Raw genomic sequence first — 15,181 nt, 5'->3', positions numbered from 1 at the left:
TAGATCCAACTGACTCAGCGCAATCAGTGAGCACCGGCAGCCTTGTTCAAATCGCTCTCGGTCCATTCGGTATAAACACAAGCATCCGCCGTCGCCCAGCGCACCCGGACCGGATCGCCGGCCTTGAGTGGCATGCCCGCTGCCGACAGCGCTTTCACCGTCATCGACGTCCCGCCCGCAGTGACCACGCTGCACGTCTGGCTCTCACCAAGAAACAGCACCTCCACAACATTCGCCGATACCTCATTCCAACCCGCCGCCAGCGGCTCATCGAGCGCCTGCTGCGTGCTCAACGCCAAGGCTTTTTCCGGACGCACCATCAGCAGCACATCCTGATCAGTGTGCAACCCGGACGTCAGCCGAATCGACAATGACTGCCCCTCGAAACTCGCTGCCGCATTCCCTTGCGCCTTGAGCTTGAGGAAGTTCGAATTGCCCAGAAACGACGCGACAAACGCATTCGGCGGATTCTGATAAAGGTCATACCCGCTGCCCAAGCCGACAATCTTGCCGTGGCTGAAAATCGCGATGCGTTGCGACAGCCGCATGGCTTCTTCCTGGTCGTGGGTCACGTAAACGATGGTGATACCCAGGCGCCGGTGCAGCTGGCGCAGTTCATCCTGCAAGTCCTCGCGCAGCTTCTTGTCCAGCGCGCCCAGCGGTTCGTCCATCAGCAGGATGCGTGGCTCGTAAACCAGCGCCCGGGCGATGGCGACACGTTGTTGCTGACCGCCGGACAGTTGCGAAGGGCGGCGATGGGCGAACTGTTCGAGCTGCACCAGCTTCAACATCGCATCGACGCGTTTTTCACGCTCGGCGGCAGCCAGTTTGCGAATCGCCAAAGGGAAGGCGATGTTGTCGCGCACCGACAGATGCGGGAACAGCGAATAGCGCTGGAAGACCATGCCGATGTCGCGCTTGTGCGGCGGCACGTTGACCAGCGACTGGCCGTTGACGAGGATCTCGCCGCTGCTCGGTGTTTCGAACCCGGCGAGCATCGACAGCGTCGTACTCTTGCCCGAGCCGCTGGAGCCGAGAAAGGTCAGGAATTCGCCGTCCTTGATGTCCAGCGAGATGTTATCGACGGCAGCAAAATCGCCGTAGTGCTTGTTCAGGTTGCGCAGGCTGACCAGGGGTTTGTCGCTCTGCTGGGATGCGTCTTTGATCACGGCACTCATATCGTACTCCTGGGCGCTCAGGCGCTGATTTCGTTGCGCCGGCGCAGGGCGGCGGCGATCACCATGACCAACACTGACAGACCGATCAGCAGCGTCGAAGCGACGGCGATCACCGGGGTCAGGTCCTGGCGCAGGGTGGTCCACATTTTCACGGGAAGGGTTTGCAGAGTCGGGCTCGCCATCATCACGCTGAGCACCACTTCGTCCCACGAAACGAGGAAGGCGAAGAGGGCGCCGGCGACCATGCCCGGACGGATCGCCGGGAACGTCACCTTGAACACCGCTTGCAGGCGCGAGGCACCGCAGATCACCGCCGCGTCTTCAATCGACTGATCGAACAGCTTCAGCGAGTTGATGATCGAAATGATGGTGAACGGCAGCGCGACGATCACATGGCTGACGACGAAGGCGAACATGGTCCCGGTGTAGCCGAGCTTGAGAAACAGCGCATACACCGCCACGGCGATGATCACCAGCGGCACGATCATCGGCAGGGTGAACAGGCCGTAGAGCATCTCGCGGCCGGGAAAGCGTCCGCGCACCAGCGCAAACGCGGTCGGTAAACCGAGGGCCACGGCGCAGATCGTGGTCAGCACGGCAACCTTGAGGCTGGCGGCAGCGGCGTTCATCCAGTCGGGGTTGGAGAAAAACTGGCCGTACCATTTCAGCGTCCAGCCCGGTGGCGGGAACACCAGCCACTGCGAGGAGCCGAACGACAGCAGCACGATGAACACGATCGGCAACAGCAGGAACAGACCGATCAGCCCAGTCGTGGCGTAGAGGCCGAAACGCATGCGCCGGCTCATGGCATTGGGAGTCAGGAGCATGTCGGCTTACCTCGCGTTACTGGCGCCAACCGGGGATTCCGGTTGAAGCTTCAGGTAGAAGTAGAACAGCACCAGGGTGATTGCGATCAGCAACGCGGCGCCGGCACTGGCCAGGCCCCAGTTGAGGAACGATTGCACCTGCTGAATGATGAACTCCGGCAGCATCATGTTTTGCGCCCCGCCGAGCAGCGCCGGGGTGACGTAGTAACCGAGCGACATTACGAACACCATCAAACCACCTGAGGCCAGACCCGGCCGGCACAGCGGCAGGAACACCCGGAAGAAGTTGGTCCACGGACTGGCGCCGCAGATCGAACCGGCCTGCAGGATCATCGGGTCGATGGCCTGCATGGTTGCTTGTAACGGCAGCACGATGAACGGGATCATGATGTAGCTCATGCCGATCACCACGCCCGTGAGGTTGTGCACCATCTCCAGCGGTTGATCGATGATGCCCATCGCCATCAGCGCCTTGTTGATCACCCCCGAGGCTTGCAGCAACACCAGCCACGAATAGGTGCGGGCGAGCAGGCTGGTCCACATCGACAGCAGCACGATGTTGAGGATCCAGCGCCCCCAGCCGCGCGGCACCAGGGTGATCGCCCAGGCCAGCGGAAAGCCCAGCAGCAGACTGAACAGCGTCACCAGCCCGGCCACCGAAAAGGTGTTTAGCAGCACTCGCGCATAGGCCGAGTTGGCGAACAACTGTTCGTAGTTGCCGAGACCCGGCACAGGTTCGAGCACACCGCGCAGCAGCAGGCCAATCAACGGTGCGAGAAAGAACAGGCCGAGGAACAGCAGCGCCGGGACAAGGTTGCCGGCGCCGCGCCAGCGTTGCTTGAAGGCCGAACCGGCAGCGCCGGCGGCGCTCCCGGTGGCAGTGGAAGGACGGGGCGCAGTGGCCGCGATTTTCATTTGACCAGCCATTCGTTCCACCGTGTCGCGATAGCCGGACCGTTCTTGGCCCAGTAAGCGAAATCAAGGGTGATCTGATCCTTGGCGTAAGCCGTCGGCAGGTTGGGGGCCAGCGTCGAATCCAGACGCTCCACACTGTCGAGGTTGACCGGCGCGTAGGCGGTCAGGTTGGAGAAGTCGGCCTGGCCTTTGGCGCTGCTGGCATTGGCGAGGAACTTCATCGCCGCATCTTTGTTTTTCGAGCCTTTGGGGATGACCAGAATGTCGGCCATGACCAGGTTCTGTTTCCAGCTCACGCCGACCGGTGCGCCGTCTTCCTGCAAGGCGTGCACACGGCCATTCCAGAACTGGCCCATGCTCGCTTCGCCGGACGCCAGCAGTTGCTGCGACTGCGCGCCGCCGCCCCACCAGACGATGTCTTTCTTGATGGTGTCGAGTTTTTTGAAAGCACGATCCAGATCCAGCGGGTAGAGCTTGTCAGCCGCAACGCCGTCGGCCAGCAGCGCCAGTTCGAGCACGCCGGGGCTTGGCCATTTGTAGAGGGCGCGTTTGCCGGGGTAGGTCTTGGTGTCGAACAGCGCGCTCCAGTCCTGCGGCTTGTTGGCGCCGAGCTTGCCCTCGTTGTAGCCGAGGACGAAGGAGAAGAAGAACGAGCCGACGCCGTGATCGCTGACGAAGCGCGGGTCGATCCTGTCGCGCTGGATCACTTTGAAGTCGAGGGGTTCGAGCAGGCCTTCGGCAGCGGCGCGCAGGGCGAAATCGGCTTCGACATCGACCACGTCCCACTGCACGTTGCCGCTTTCGACCATGGCTTTGAGTTTGCCGTAGTCGGTCGGCCCGTCCTGAACGACGGTGATGCCGCTGGCCTTGCTGAACGGATCGGCCCAGGCCTGTTTCTGCGCATCCTGGGTGCTACCGCCCCAGCTGACAAAATTCACGCTTTCGGCAGCCATTGCAGCCTGGCCGGTAACGCTGAGCAGTCCCGCGAAAAAGATCGCGGTTGCAGCTTTGTTCAACACCATGTTCACGCCCTCATTGTTGTGTTTTTGAGCGGGCCTTGCGTTGTTGCCCGCCTGTCGGGAGCAGTAGCTGGACGGTTTTTTGGTTCGTCCGGTCTATGGAATATCATATTATGGTATTCCAAACTTTGTGCAAGCACTTTGCCTTACCGGTTATCTGGCGGATCTGTTTTTCCGGCCTTCATCCAAATGTGTAGCGAATGAAACTGTGGCGAGGGGATTTATCCCCGTTGGGCTGCGGAGCAGCCCTGAAAGCGGGACATGCGATATTTCTGGCGGATCGCGTTGGCAGGAATCGGGGCCGCTTCGCAGCCCGACGGGGATAAATCCCCTCGCCACAGGGGAATATCGATAACAGGGTCATTCGGTGAACGGAATGCTCTCAACCACCTCAAGGTCATACCCGGTCAGCCCCGCATACTTCAGCGGTGGGCCGAGGTGACGCAACTTGCCCACTCCCAGATTCTGCAGAATCTGCGCCCCCGTCCCGACCTCGGAATAAATCCGCGATTGCGAACGGCTGAACTGCCGTGGTGGCTGGGTCAGCTGCGGCACGCGTTCGAGCAACGCCTGCGACGATTCATGATTGGCCAGCACCACCACAACCCCATGACCTTCCGCCGCGACCCGTTGCAGCGCCGCCCACAGCGTCCAGTTCGTCGGCCCGCTGTACTCGGCGCCGACCAGATCGCGCAGCGGATCGATCACGTGCACGCGCACCAGGGTCGGCTCTTCACGGCGCAGGTCGCCCATGACCATCGCCATGTGCACGCCGCCTTCGATGCGATCCTCGAAGGTGATCAAACGGAACGTGCCATGCACCGTCGGCAGCTCACGTTCGCCGATGCGTTCGATGGTGTGCTCGGTGCTCAGGCGGTAGTGGATCAGGTCGGCAATGGTGCCGATCTTGATCCCATGCTTGCGCGCGAACTGCTCCAGATCCGGGCGGCGCGCCATGGTGCCGTCGTCATTCATCACTTCGACGATCACCGAGGCAGGGGTGAAACCGGCCAGACGCGCCAGATCGCAACCGGCCTCGGTGTGCCCGGCGCGGGTCAGCACGCCACCTTCCTTGGCGCGCAACGGGAAGATGTGGCCGGGCTGCACCAGGTCTTCGGCGCGGGCATTCGGCGCGACCGCGGCAGCAACGGTGCAGGCGCGATCTGCGGCGGAAATGCCGGTGGTCACGCCAACCGCCGCTTCGATCGACACGGTAAATGCAGTGCTGAACACACTGCCATTGGCGGGTACCATTTGCTCCAGGCCCAAGCGCTGACAATGTTCGTCGGTCAGGGTCAGGCAGATCAGCCCGCGTGCCTCGCGGGCCATGAAGCTGATAGCCTCCGGTGTGCAACGATCAGCGGCCAGCAGCAGGTCGCCTTCATTCTCGCGGTCTTCGTCATCGACCAGCAGGACCATTTTGCCAAGGCGATAATCTTCGATGATTTCTTCGATGCTGTTGAAGGCCATGCTGGACTCTCAGGGTTCGTAGGAAATATATTGGTATACCATAATACACAATCAATAAAGAGGTCACTATGAAGGCGTACTGGATTGCACATGTGGATATAGCCGATGCCGAGCACTACAGCCAATACACCCAGCGCACCCCGCAGGCGATTGCCGCATTCGGCGGCAAGTTTCTGGCCAGAGGCGGGCGCAGCGAGGCGCTGGAAGGACGGCAGACGCCGCAGCGCACAGTGATCATTGAGTTCGAGAGCTACGAAACAGCCGTGGCGTGCTACCGCTCGGCGGCCTATCAGGAGGCGAAAAGTTATCGCGAAGAATGGGCGAGGGCGGAGATCATCATCGTTGAAGGCATCAACCCAATTTAAGCCACACTGATGATCGTTCCCACGCTCCGCGTGGGAATGCCGCCCGGGACGCTCTGCGTCCCATCCAGAGCCGAACGCGGAGCGTCCGTAGAGGCATTCCCACGCGGAGCGTGGGAACGATCAGGGGACTGGTGATTTTTAGCGCATGAAATGAATCTTGCCGCTATCGTCATTGCCCATGTAGATCCCATACACCCCAGCCTGGCGCTCTTCGATATAGCGCTCGAGGATCTGCCGGATCGCCGGGTAGTAGATCTGCTCCCACGGAATCTCTTCCGGGGCGAAGAACTTGTAATCCATGGTCTCCGGCCCGTACTGCCCGGTGATCTCCAGGGCGATGGCGCGGAATATGATGTACACCTCGCTGATTTTCGGCACGCTGAAGATCGAATACGGCGAGACGATTTCCGCGCGCACGCCGCTTTCTTCCCAGACTTCGCGCAGCGCCGCCTGCTCGGTGGTCTCAAAGCTTTCCATGAAACCGGCCGGCAGCGTCCAGGTGCCGGGGCGCGGGGGAATCGCCCGTTGGCACAAGAGGTATTTGCCGTCCTGCTCGATGATGCAGCCGGCAATGATCTTCGGATTGACGTAGTGGATATAGCCGCAGCCGCGGCACATCAGGCGCTCGTGCGTATCGCCCGGCGGCGTCTGCTGACCGAGGTCAGGGCCACCGCATTTCGGGCAAAAGCTCGGGCTGAACATGTCATTGACCTATGCGGGGTTCTTTCAGCGCGATCGGCAGGGTGATCGCCGGGGTGCCTTTGACGGCGACGCCGGTCTCTTCCTGTTTGCGCTTGAGGTAATCGAGGGCCACGGCAGCCGCCGCGCGGACGTGATCGACACACGCCTGATGCGCCGCCAGCGGATCACCGCTCTTGATCGCCTCGACCATTTTTTCCATCTCGTGATTACTCGCGCCGCGTCGGTTTTCCTGGGACACCGAGGTCGCGCGCAGATAGCTGATGCGCGCCTGCAACTGGCGCAATTGGGTGGCGGCGACATGGTTGCCCGAGCCTTCGAGCAGCACGTCGTAGAAGCCCTGCACCGAGTCGATCACCTGTTGCAGTTCGCCGTCCTTCAACGCCTTGCGGTTGTCATCGAGGGCTTTTTCCAGGGCTTTGATGTCCTTGGCTTTGGCGCGCAGGGTGAACAGTTGCACGATCAGGCCTTCGAGCACACAACGCAGTTCGTAGATATCGACGGCGTCGTCGAGGGTGATGATGGCTACGCGCGGTCCTTTGGCATCTGCGAATTCGACGAGACCTTCGGATTCAAGGTGACGCAAAGCTTCGCGCACCGAAGTGCGGCTGACGCCGAGACGATCGCACAGGTCGCGTTCGACCAGACGATCACCTGGCATGAGCTGGAAATTCATGATCGCGCTACGCAGTTTGTCCAGCACGATTTCGCGCAGGGTAACGGGGTTGCGATTGACCTTGAAGCTGTCGTCGAGTGGCTGGCGTTTCATGGGGTCCGCTCTTGAGCTTGGCTGTCCATGCCAGACGGGCATCAAAACAGCCGAGGGTTAACTGGAGGCCTCGGCGTCGGCTTCGGCAAAGGCTTCACGGGCCAGCCGGAAACTGTCCACGGCCGCCGGAACGCCGCAATAAATGCCGACCTGAAGCAGAATTTCGCGTATTTGCTCACGACTCAGGCCGTTACGCAAGGCGCCACGCACATGCAGCTTGAGTTCATGCGGGCGGTTGAGCGCCGAGATCATCGCCAGGTTGATCATGCTGCGTTCCTTGAGCGACAGACCCTCACGCCCCCAGACATGGCCCCAGCAGTATTCAGTGACCATTTCCTGCAGCGGACGGGTGAAGTCGTCGGCGTTCTCGATCGAGCGCTGAACATAGGCTTCGCCCAATACCTGGGTGCGGATTTTCAGACCTTTTTCGTACTTATCGTTACTCATCATTCCTCCTCACAACACAGATCCCCTTGTTGGAATGAACCCTGTGGTGAGGGGATTTATCCCCGACGGGGTGCGAAGCACCCCCAATACCTGCAACGGCGATTTGCCAGATATTCCGCGCGCAATGGTTTTACGACTGCTTCGCAGCCGGTCGGGGATAAATCCCCTCACCACAATGGGTCGTCCCACAGTGGGAGTTGTGTGGATCCGTCAGGTCAAGGCAGGCAACGCACCCAACTTGCCCTTGTGATAAATCATCGGCGTCACCGGTTGCTCGGGCAGGATCAGGTTCTTCACTGCGCCGACAATGATCGCGTGATCGCCGCCGTCGTATTCACGCCACAACTCGCACTCGATGATCGCCGTGGCCTTGGCCAGAATCGGGTTGCCCAGATCGCTCAGGTGCCACTCGATGCCCTTGGCCTTTTCCTTGCCCTTGCCGGCGAACGCGTAGGCTTCGGCAGTCTGCTCGGCGGAGAGCAAATGGATCGCGAATTTCTTGCTGTCGCGCAGCACCGGGTAGGTGTCGGACGCATAGTTGGGGCAGAACAGCACCAGCGCCGGGTCGATCGACAGCGCGCTGAACGCGCTGGCGGTGATACCGACGATGCCGCCGTCCGGGTCGAGGGTGGTGACCACCGTAACGCCGGACGGGAACGAGCTCATGACGTCTTTGTAAATGCCGGGTTCGATCATTTCGCAGGACTCCTAGCGCATCACAAACGGATCAGGCATTGGCGCCTGGGAGAGGTTGATCCACACCGTTTTCAGTTCGGTGTAGGCCAGCACCGAATCGATGCCGCTTTCGCGTCCATAGCCACTGTTCTTGAAGCCGCCGATCGGCGCCATCGCCGAGACTGCGCGGTAGGTGTTGACCCAGATGATCCCCGAGCGCACATCGCGCGCCAGACGATGGGCGCGGCCGAGGTCACGGGTCCAGATGCCGGCGGCGAGGCCGAACTGCGAGTCGTTGGCGATCGCCAGTGCTTCGGCTTCGTCTTTGAAACGAATCACCGAAGCCACCGGGCCGAAGACTTCTTCCTGCATGATCTTCATCGAATTGCGGTCGCACTCGAACAGCGTCGGCTCGTAGAACCAGCCTTCGCCGAGATCCGCCGGACGCTTGCCACCGGTGCGCAAACGCGCGCCTTCAGCGATCGCATCGGCGACCAGACCTTCGACCACCGCCAGTTGCTGCGCGGTGGCCATCGGGCCCATTTCACTGTTGTCTTCCTGTGGGTTGCCGATGCGGATGCGCTGGGCGCGCTCGACCAGACGGTTGACGAATTCGTCGTAGATTTCGTCCTGCACCAGCAAGCGTGAACCAGACACGCAACTCTGCCCGGACGCCGCGTAGATGCCGGCAATCGCACCGTTGATCGCGCTGTCCAGGTCGGCGTCGGCGAAGATGATATTCGGCGACTTGCCGCCCAGTTCCAGCGACAGCTTGGCGAAATTCTCGGCGCTGCTGCGCACTACATGCCGCGCCGTGGCCGCGCCGCCGGTGAAGGCGATCTTGCGGATCAGCGGATGACGGGTGAGGGCGGCGCCGGTGCTCGGGCCGTAGCCGGTAACGACGTTGACCACGCCCGGCGGAATCCCGGCTTCGAGGGCCAGACGCGCCAGCTCGAGAATGGTCGCCGAGGCGTGCTCGGACGGCTTGATCACAATCGTGTTGCCGGCGGCCAGGGCCGGGGCCAGTTTGATCGCGGTCAGGTACAGCGGGCTGTTCCATGGAATGATCGCGGCGACCACACCCATGGCTTCATGCACGGTGTAGGCAAACAGGTCAGGCTTGTCCAACGGCAGCGTACCGCCTTCAAGCTTGTCAGCGAGGCCTGCGGTGTAGTGGAAGAACTCCGGCAGATAGCTGACCTGGCCACGGGTTTCGCGGATCAGCTTGCCGTTGTCGCGGCTTTCCAGCTGCGCCAGGTGTTCCTTGTTTTCAGCGATCAGATCACCGAGGCGGCGCAGCAGTTTGCCGCGCGCAGTGGCGGTCAGGCCGCGCCAGGCCGGGCTGTCGAAGGCATTTTGCGCTGCTTGCACGGCGCGTTCGACGTCCGCTTCATCGGCGTCGGGCAGTTCCGCCCAAGCTTGCGCGGAGGCCGGGTTGAGGCTTTCGAAGGTCTTGCCGGAGAGGGCGTCGACCCAGTCTCCGCCGATGCACATCTGGAAGCGTGCGACTGTCATGCAACGATCCCCTTTATATGGTTTTGTCGGGCGTGTGCGAATTGGAGAAATTCCAGCAGCATCTGGTTGACCAGACGCGGCGACTCTACCGGCATCATATGCCGTTGCTCGGGCAGCACGGCAACCTTCGCAGCGGGGATGTGTCGGGCCAGTTGCTCGGCCATTTCCGGGGTTGAACCGGGGTCGAGTTCGCCGGTGGCGATCAGCGTCGGCGCCTGAATGCTGCTCAGATCGTCGGCGCGGTACATGTCCTGGGTGGCGAACAATTCGTAGGTGGTCAGGTAGCCCTGCGGATCGTTGTTGGCCAAAGTCTGGCGCAACGCGGCGATCTGCGCCGGGTTGGCTGCCTGATATTCACGGCTGAACCAGCGCGACAACGCCGCTTCGGCATTGGCGTCCGGGCCATGTTCGGCAGCCTGCGCAGTGCGGGCAATCACGCCGGCACGCTGTTCTTCGCTGCGGTTGAAGACGCTGTTCAACACCACCAGGCTTTGCAGGCGCTCCGGGTAATGCAGGGCGAAGGCCCTCGCGACCAGGCCGCCCATGGAGAAACCGATCACCGCTGCCTGGGGCAGATTCAGGTGATCGAGCAGCTCGAGCAACTGATCGGCGTAACCGAGCAGGTCGGTGCCGCTGGCCGGGCGCGGGCTGGCGCCGTGGCCGAGCATGTCGTAGGCGATCACCTGGTACTGGCTGGCGAGGCCGACAATCTGCCCGCCCCACATTTCTTTGTTCAGGCCCACGCCGTGGATCAAAACCACGGGCTGGCCTTGGCCGGTCGCCAGGTAACTGGTGCCAGCCGGGGTGAGTTCAGCGGTGAGCCGAATCATGGAGCGCTCCTGCAATGCCTTTTTATTGTGATTACTGGGCTTTTTCGGCAGCCAGTTCTTCCAGATCGATGTAGCGGTTGCCGATGCGCGGGTGCAGGCGGCCACCGTCGGCGCAACCCAGCACGACCACGATTTCGTCAGCACGCGGCGCGTCTTCGATCTGCATTTCCAGGGTGATGTAGTGCGAACGCAGGCCTTCGTCGTCCTTGTGCATCATCGGGATCTGAATCGACGTGCCCGGACCGCCGCGCTTGTTGGTAAAGCTCAGGTAGCTCTTGGCTTTTACCGCTTCGCGATAGTGGTTACCGAAGCGCAGGGTGTGGATCACCGCCGACGCGTGTTCGATCTCGCCGTCAGCGCCGACGACCGCCGCTTTGCCGTAGGCCTCGATCTTCTCGGCACCGCCGATGATCCCGACCAGGCGTTCGACCATCATTGCGCCGAGGTCGGAGCAGTTGGCGCGGATCTGCGGCTTGAGGTCTTCGACAAAACCGTTGCCCACCCACGGGTTCTTCATCACCACGGCGAGGCCGACCATGGTCACCGGCTTGTCAGTAGCCTTGCCGCCTTCGATGAAGGTTTCTTCGACATAGCTGACGATCTTGCGAATTTCGAAACTCATGAGCTGCTCCGTTGGGGGATTGAGAGTGTCTGTGCGTCTGATGGTATACCATAATACCGATCCTGCAAGTCCCCGCAGCGACAATTGCGTCATCCATCCTACGAATGGCTGCGCATTCAGCCTTTGGCGCGAAACCACCCATCACCACAAACCCTGTGGGAGCGAGCCTGCTCGCGAAAGCGGTGGGTCAGCCAATAAACAGGGTGACTGATACACCGCATTCGCGAGCAAGCTCGCTCCCACAGGGAAAATGATGGGTTACAGAGGGCCGCTTTCGGTTAACAAAAGATAACGCGGCGCCGATTGTCAGACATTTGCAAAGCCCGATAGGATGAGCCAGCTTCCGAAGGGGCTCTGGATTGCGGGTTTCAGGACTATGCTTCTGAAACGCCAGTAGCTGAGCACCCTTGCGGCGCCCTTGAAGGCCCGATGGCCCAACAATAATAAATAGGGGAAGGTCTATGAGTCGTTGCCGCCCGCCGGCGTTACGCAACACCGCGTTGCTGGCCACAGCACTCTCGCTGCTGGGCTTTGCCACGTTATCGGCACCTGTGATTGCCGCCGAGGCCCCGGCTGACGTGGTCTATGCCACCGAATCGGCCAAGGCCGCAAAAAGCCTGATTCTTGATGTCGTCCACGCTGGCGCGCGTCTGGTCGCGGTCGGCGATCGCGGGCACATCGTCTATTCCGATGACCAGGGCAAAACCTGGACCCAGGCCAAGGTGCCAACCCGGCAACTGCTCACCGCCGTGTATTTCGTCGACGACAAAAACGGTTGGGCCGTGGGCCACGACGCACAGATTCTCGCCAGCGCAGACGGCGGTCTGACCTGGACCAAACAATTCGAAGACCTCGCACGCGAATCGCCGCTGCTCGACGTCTGGTTCAAGGACGCCAGCAGCGGCTTTGCCGTGGGCGCCTACGGCACGCTGCTGGAAACCACCGACGGCGGCAAGCACTGGGAAGACGTCAGCGATCGCCTCGACAACGAAGACCAGTTCCACCTCAACGCCATCGCCGCCGTGAAAGACGCCGGGCTGTTTATCGTCGGCGAGTCCGGCAGCATGTTCCGCTCCGCCGATGACGGCCAGACCTGGGAAAAGCTTGAAGGCCCGTACGAAGGTTCACTGTTCGGCGTGATCGGCACGGCGCAGCCGCAGACCCTGCTGGCTTACGGCTTGCGCGGCAATCTTTATCGCTCCACTGATTTCGGCAGCAACTGGGAGCAGGTCGAACTCAAAGCTGCACGCGGTGCGCTGGAGTTCGGCCTGTCCGGCGGCACGCTGCTGGAAGACGGCTCGATCGTCATCGTCGGTAACGGCGGCTCGGTGATCAGCAGCAGCGACAACGGCGAAACCTTCAGCGTGTTCAACCGCCCGGATCGCATTTCGCTGTCGTCGGTCACCGCCGCCGGCAACGGCAACCTGATTCTGACCGGGCAGGGTGGTTTGCACATCACCCAGCCAAACGGTGCCGAGACCAATAACAAGAAGGCGGGGCTATGACTTCCTTGATCACTCCTCAGCAGGAAAAGGCGACGGTTCTCGAGCGCCTGATCTTCAATAACCGTCCGGCCGTGATCCTGATCTGCCTGGTGGTGAGCATTTTCCTGTTCTGGCAGGCCACGCTGATTCGGCCGTCGACCAGTTTTGAAAAAATGATCCCGCTGCAGCATCCCTTCATCGAAAAGATGATGGAGCACCGCAACGATCTGGCGAACCTGGGCAACACCGTGCGTATTTCGGTGGAGGCCACCGACGGCGACATCTTCTCCAAGGAGTACATGGAGACCCTGCGCCAGATCAACGACGAAGTGTTCTACATTTCCGGCGTCGACCGTTCCGGCCTCAAATCGCTGTGGAGCCCGAGCGTACGCTGGACCGAAGTGACCGAAGAGGGTTTCGCCGGCGGTGAAGTGATTCCGCAGAGCTACAATGGCTCGCAGGACAGCCTCGATCTGCTGCGCAACAACGTGCTCAAGTCCGGCCAGGTCGGGCGTCTGGTGGCCAACGACTTCAAGTCGAGCATCGTCGACATCCCGCTGCTCGAGGCCTATCCGGACCCGCAGGATCAGGGCAAGTTGCTGGCGCTGGACTATCGCCAGTTCTCCCATGAGCTCGAAGACAAGATCCGCAACAAGTTCGAAGCGCAGAACCCCAACATCAAGATCCACATCGTCGGTTTCGCCAAGAAGGTCGGTGACCTGATCGACGGTCTGGTGATGGTGGTGCTGTTCTTCGGTGTCGCCTTCGTCATCACCCTGATTCTGCTGCTGTGGTTCACCAACTGCCTGCGCAGCACCATCGCGGTGTTGAGCACGACGCTGGTGGCGGTGGTCTGGCAGCTCGGCTTGATGCACTTCTTCGGTTTCGGGCTCGACCCGTATTCGATGCTGGTGCCGTTCCTGATTTTCGCCATCGGCATTTCCCACGGCGTGCAGAAGATCAACGGTATCGCCCTGCAATCCAGCGAGGCCGATAACGCCCTGACCGCGGCACGGCGCACCTTCCGCCAGTTGTTCCTGCCGGGGATGATCGCGATTCTGGCCGATGCGGTGGGCTTCATTACCCTGCTGATCATCGACATCGGGGTGATCCGTGAACTGGCCATCGGCGCGTCCATCGGCGTTGCGGTGATCGTGTTCACCAACCTGATCCTGCTGCCGGTGGCGATTTCCTATGTCGGCATCAGCAAGCGCGCGATTGCCAAGAGCAAGAAGGACGCCAACCGCGAGCACCCGTTCTGGCGCCTGCTGTCGAACTTCGCCAGCCCGAAAGTCGCGCCGATTTCGGTAGCGCTGGCGCTGATCGCCTTCGGTGGCGGCCTCTGGTACAGCCAGAACCTGAAGATCGGCGACCTCGACCAGGGCGCGCCGGAACTGCGTCCGGACTCGCGTTACAACAAGGACAACAACTTCATCATCAGCAACTACTCGACCAGCTCCGACGTGCTGGTGGTGATGGTCAAGACCAAGGCCGAAGGGTGCTCGCGCTACGAAGCCATGGCGCCGATCGATCAGCTGATGTGGAAGATGCAGAACACCGAGGGCGTGCAGTCGGCGATCTCGCTGGTGACCGTGTCCAAGCAGATGATCAAGGGCATGAACGAGGGCAACCTGAAATGGGAAACCCTGTCGCGCAACCCGGACGTACTGAATAACTCGATCGCCCGCGCCGATGGCCTGTACAACAACAGCTGCTCGCTGGCGCCAGTGCTGGTTTTCCTCAACGACCACAAGGCCGAAACCCTCGATCGTGCGGTCAACGCGGTGCAGGAGTTTGCCAAGGAAAACAACAAGGATGGCCTGGAATTCATCCTCGCTGCCGGTAACGCCGGGATCGAAGCGGCCACCAACGAAGTCATCAAACAGGCTGAGCTGACCATCCTGATTCTGGTGTACATCTGCGTGGCAGTGATGTGCATGATCACCTTCCGCTCATGGGCAGCGACCCTGTGCATCGTCTTGCCGCTGGTGCTCACCTCGGTGCTCGGCAACGCGCTGATGGCGTTCATGGGCATCGGCGTGAAAGTCGCGACGCTGCCGGTGGTGGCGTTGGGTGTGGGGATCGGCGTGGATTACGGCATCTACATCTACAGCCGCCTCGAGAGTTTCCTGCGTGCCGGGCTGCCGTTGCAGGAAGCCTATTACCAGACGCTGAAGTCGACCGGTAAAGCGGTGCTGTTCACCGGCCTGTGCCTGGCGATCGGCGTGTGCACCTGGATCTTCTCGGCGATCAAGTTCCAGGCCGACATGGGCCTGATGCTGACCTTCATGCTGCTGTGGAACATGTTCGGCGCGCTGTGGCTGCTGCCGGCGCTGGCCAAGTTCCTGATCAAGCCTGAGAAGCTG

The 15,181-nt window shown here is 61.2% G+C and carries 15 protein-coding genes; 3 read left to right on the top strand and 12 right to left on the bottom strand.

Annotated elements, in window-relative coordinates; all coding sequences use genetic code 11:
* Positions 1–23 precede the first annotated feature (23 nt).
* The 5 genes from OQK_RS26060 to ribBA form a co-directional block, all read right to left on the bottom strand.
* Positions 24–1,178, bottom strand: a complete 1,155-nt coding sequence (locus OQK_RS26060; protein ID WP_016775021.1) for an ABC transporter ATP-binding protein — start codon at positions 1,176–1,178, stop codon at positions 24–26.
* A gap of 17 nt (positions 1,179–1,195) precedes the next feature.
* Entirely contained in the window at positions 1,196–2,005 is an 810-nt protein-coding gene (locus OQK_RS26055; protein ID WP_007918021.1) for an ABC transporter permease, read from the bottom strand.
* Between the two features lie 6 nt (positions 2,006–2,011).
* Entirely contained in the window at positions 2,012–2,920 is a 909-nt protein-coding gene (locus OQK_RS26050; protein ID WP_016775019.1) for an ABC transporter permease, read from the bottom strand.
* Positions 2,917–3,942, bottom strand: coding sequence for an ABC transporter substrate-binding protein (locus OQK_RS26045; RefSeq protein ID WP_016775018.1), 1,026 nt, complete (start codon positions 3,940–3,942; stop codon positions 2,917–2,919). Before OQK_RS26045 ends, OQK_RS26050 begins: the two co-directional genes overlap by 4 nt.
* Positions 3,943–4,299: 357 nt before the next feature.
* On the bottom strand, positions 4,300–5,409 hold the full coding sequence (gene ribBA, locus OQK_RS26040; RefSeq protein ID WP_016775017.1) for a bifunctional 3,4-dihydroxy-2-butanone-4-phosphate synthase/GTP cyclohydrolase II: 1,110 nt from the start codon (positions 5,407–5,409) through the stop codon (positions 4,300–4,302).
* Between the two features lie 68 nt (positions 5,410–5,477).
* On the opposite strand from ribBA, the gene OQK_RS26035 reads away from it, so the two are divergent.
* Entirely contained in the window at positions 5,478–5,774 is a 297-nt protein-coding gene (locus tag OQK_RS26035) for a DUF1330 domain-containing protein (RefSeq protein WP_016775016.1), read from the top strand.
* 138 nt (positions 5,775–5,912) lie between these two features.
* Here OQK_RS26035 and OQK_RS26030 read toward each other — a convergent pair whose 3' ends face one another.
* The 7 genes from OQK_RS26030 to OQK_RS26000 form a co-directional block, all read right to left on the bottom strand.
* Positions 5,913–6,476 (bottom strand): NUDIX hydrolase, encoded by a 564-nt coding sequence (locus OQK_RS26030; protein ID WP_016775015.1) that lies wholly within the window; start codon positions 6,474–6,476, stop codon positions 5,913–5,915.
* Position 6,477: 1 nt separating this feature from the next.
* Positions 6,478–7,242: a GntR family transcriptional regulator gene (locus tag OQK_RS26025; protein ID WP_016775014.1), complete on the bottom strand. Its 765-nt coding sequence runs from the start codon at positions 7,240–7,242 to the stop codon at positions 6,478–6,480.
* Positions 7,243–7,299: 57 nt separating this feature from the next.
* Entirely contained in the window at positions 7,300–7,689 is a 390-nt protein-coding gene (locus OQK_RS26020; protein ID WP_003225716.1) for a carboxymuconolactone decarboxylase family protein, read from the bottom strand.
* A gap of 210 nt (positions 7,690–7,899) precedes the next feature.
* Positions 7,900–8,385 (bottom strand): flavin reductase family protein, encoded by a 486-nt coding sequence (locus tag OQK_RS26015; RefSeq protein WP_016775013.1) that lies wholly within the window; start codon positions 8,383–8,385, stop codon positions 7,900–7,902.
* A gap of 12 nt (positions 8,386–8,397) precedes the next feature.
* Positions 8,398–9,879, bottom strand: a complete 1,482-nt coding sequence (locus OQK_RS26010; RefSeq protein WP_016775012.1) for an aldehyde dehydrogenase — start codon at positions 9,877–9,879, stop codon at positions 8,398–8,400.
* Complete coding sequence (locus OQK_RS26005; protein WP_016775011.1) at positions 9,876–10,709, bottom strand: alpha/beta fold hydrolase; 834 nt, start codon at positions 10,707–10,709, stop codon at positions 9,876–9,878. Before OQK_RS26005 ends, OQK_RS26010 begins: the two co-directional genes overlap by 4 nt.
* A 31-nt stretch (positions 10,710–10,740) precedes the next feature.
* Positions 10,741–11,331, bottom strand: coding sequence for an amino acid synthesis family protein (locus OQK_RS26000; RefSeq protein WP_007968626.1), 591 nt, complete (start codon positions 11,329–11,331; stop codon positions 10,741–10,743).
* Positions 11,332–11,792: 461 nt separating this feature from the next.
* Here OQK_RS26000 and OQK_RS25995 point away from each other — a divergent pair, with 461 nt between their 5' ends.
* A complete protein-coding gene (locus tag OQK_RS25995) occupies positions 11,793–12,836 on the top strand; it encodes a WD40/YVTN/BNR-like repeat-containing protein (protein WP_016775010.1) in 1,044 nt (347 codons plus the stop codon).
* The coding region (locus OQK_RS25990) for an efflux RND transporter permease subunit (protein ID WP_038861798.1) at positions 12,833–15,181 on the top strand (2,349 nt) is incomplete at its 3' end. The genes OQK_RS25995 and OQK_RS25990, both read left to right, overlap by 4 nt.

Source organism: Pseudomonas sp. R62, assembly GCF_000257605.1.
Classification (GTDB): domain Bacteria; phylum Pseudomonadota; class Gammaproteobacteria; order Pseudomonadales; family Pseudomonadaceae; genus Aquipseudomonas; species Aquipseudomonas atacamensis.
The sequence above is the reverse complement of the archived record's forward strand: the minus strand, read 5'-3'. Positions and strand labels throughout refer to the sequence as shown.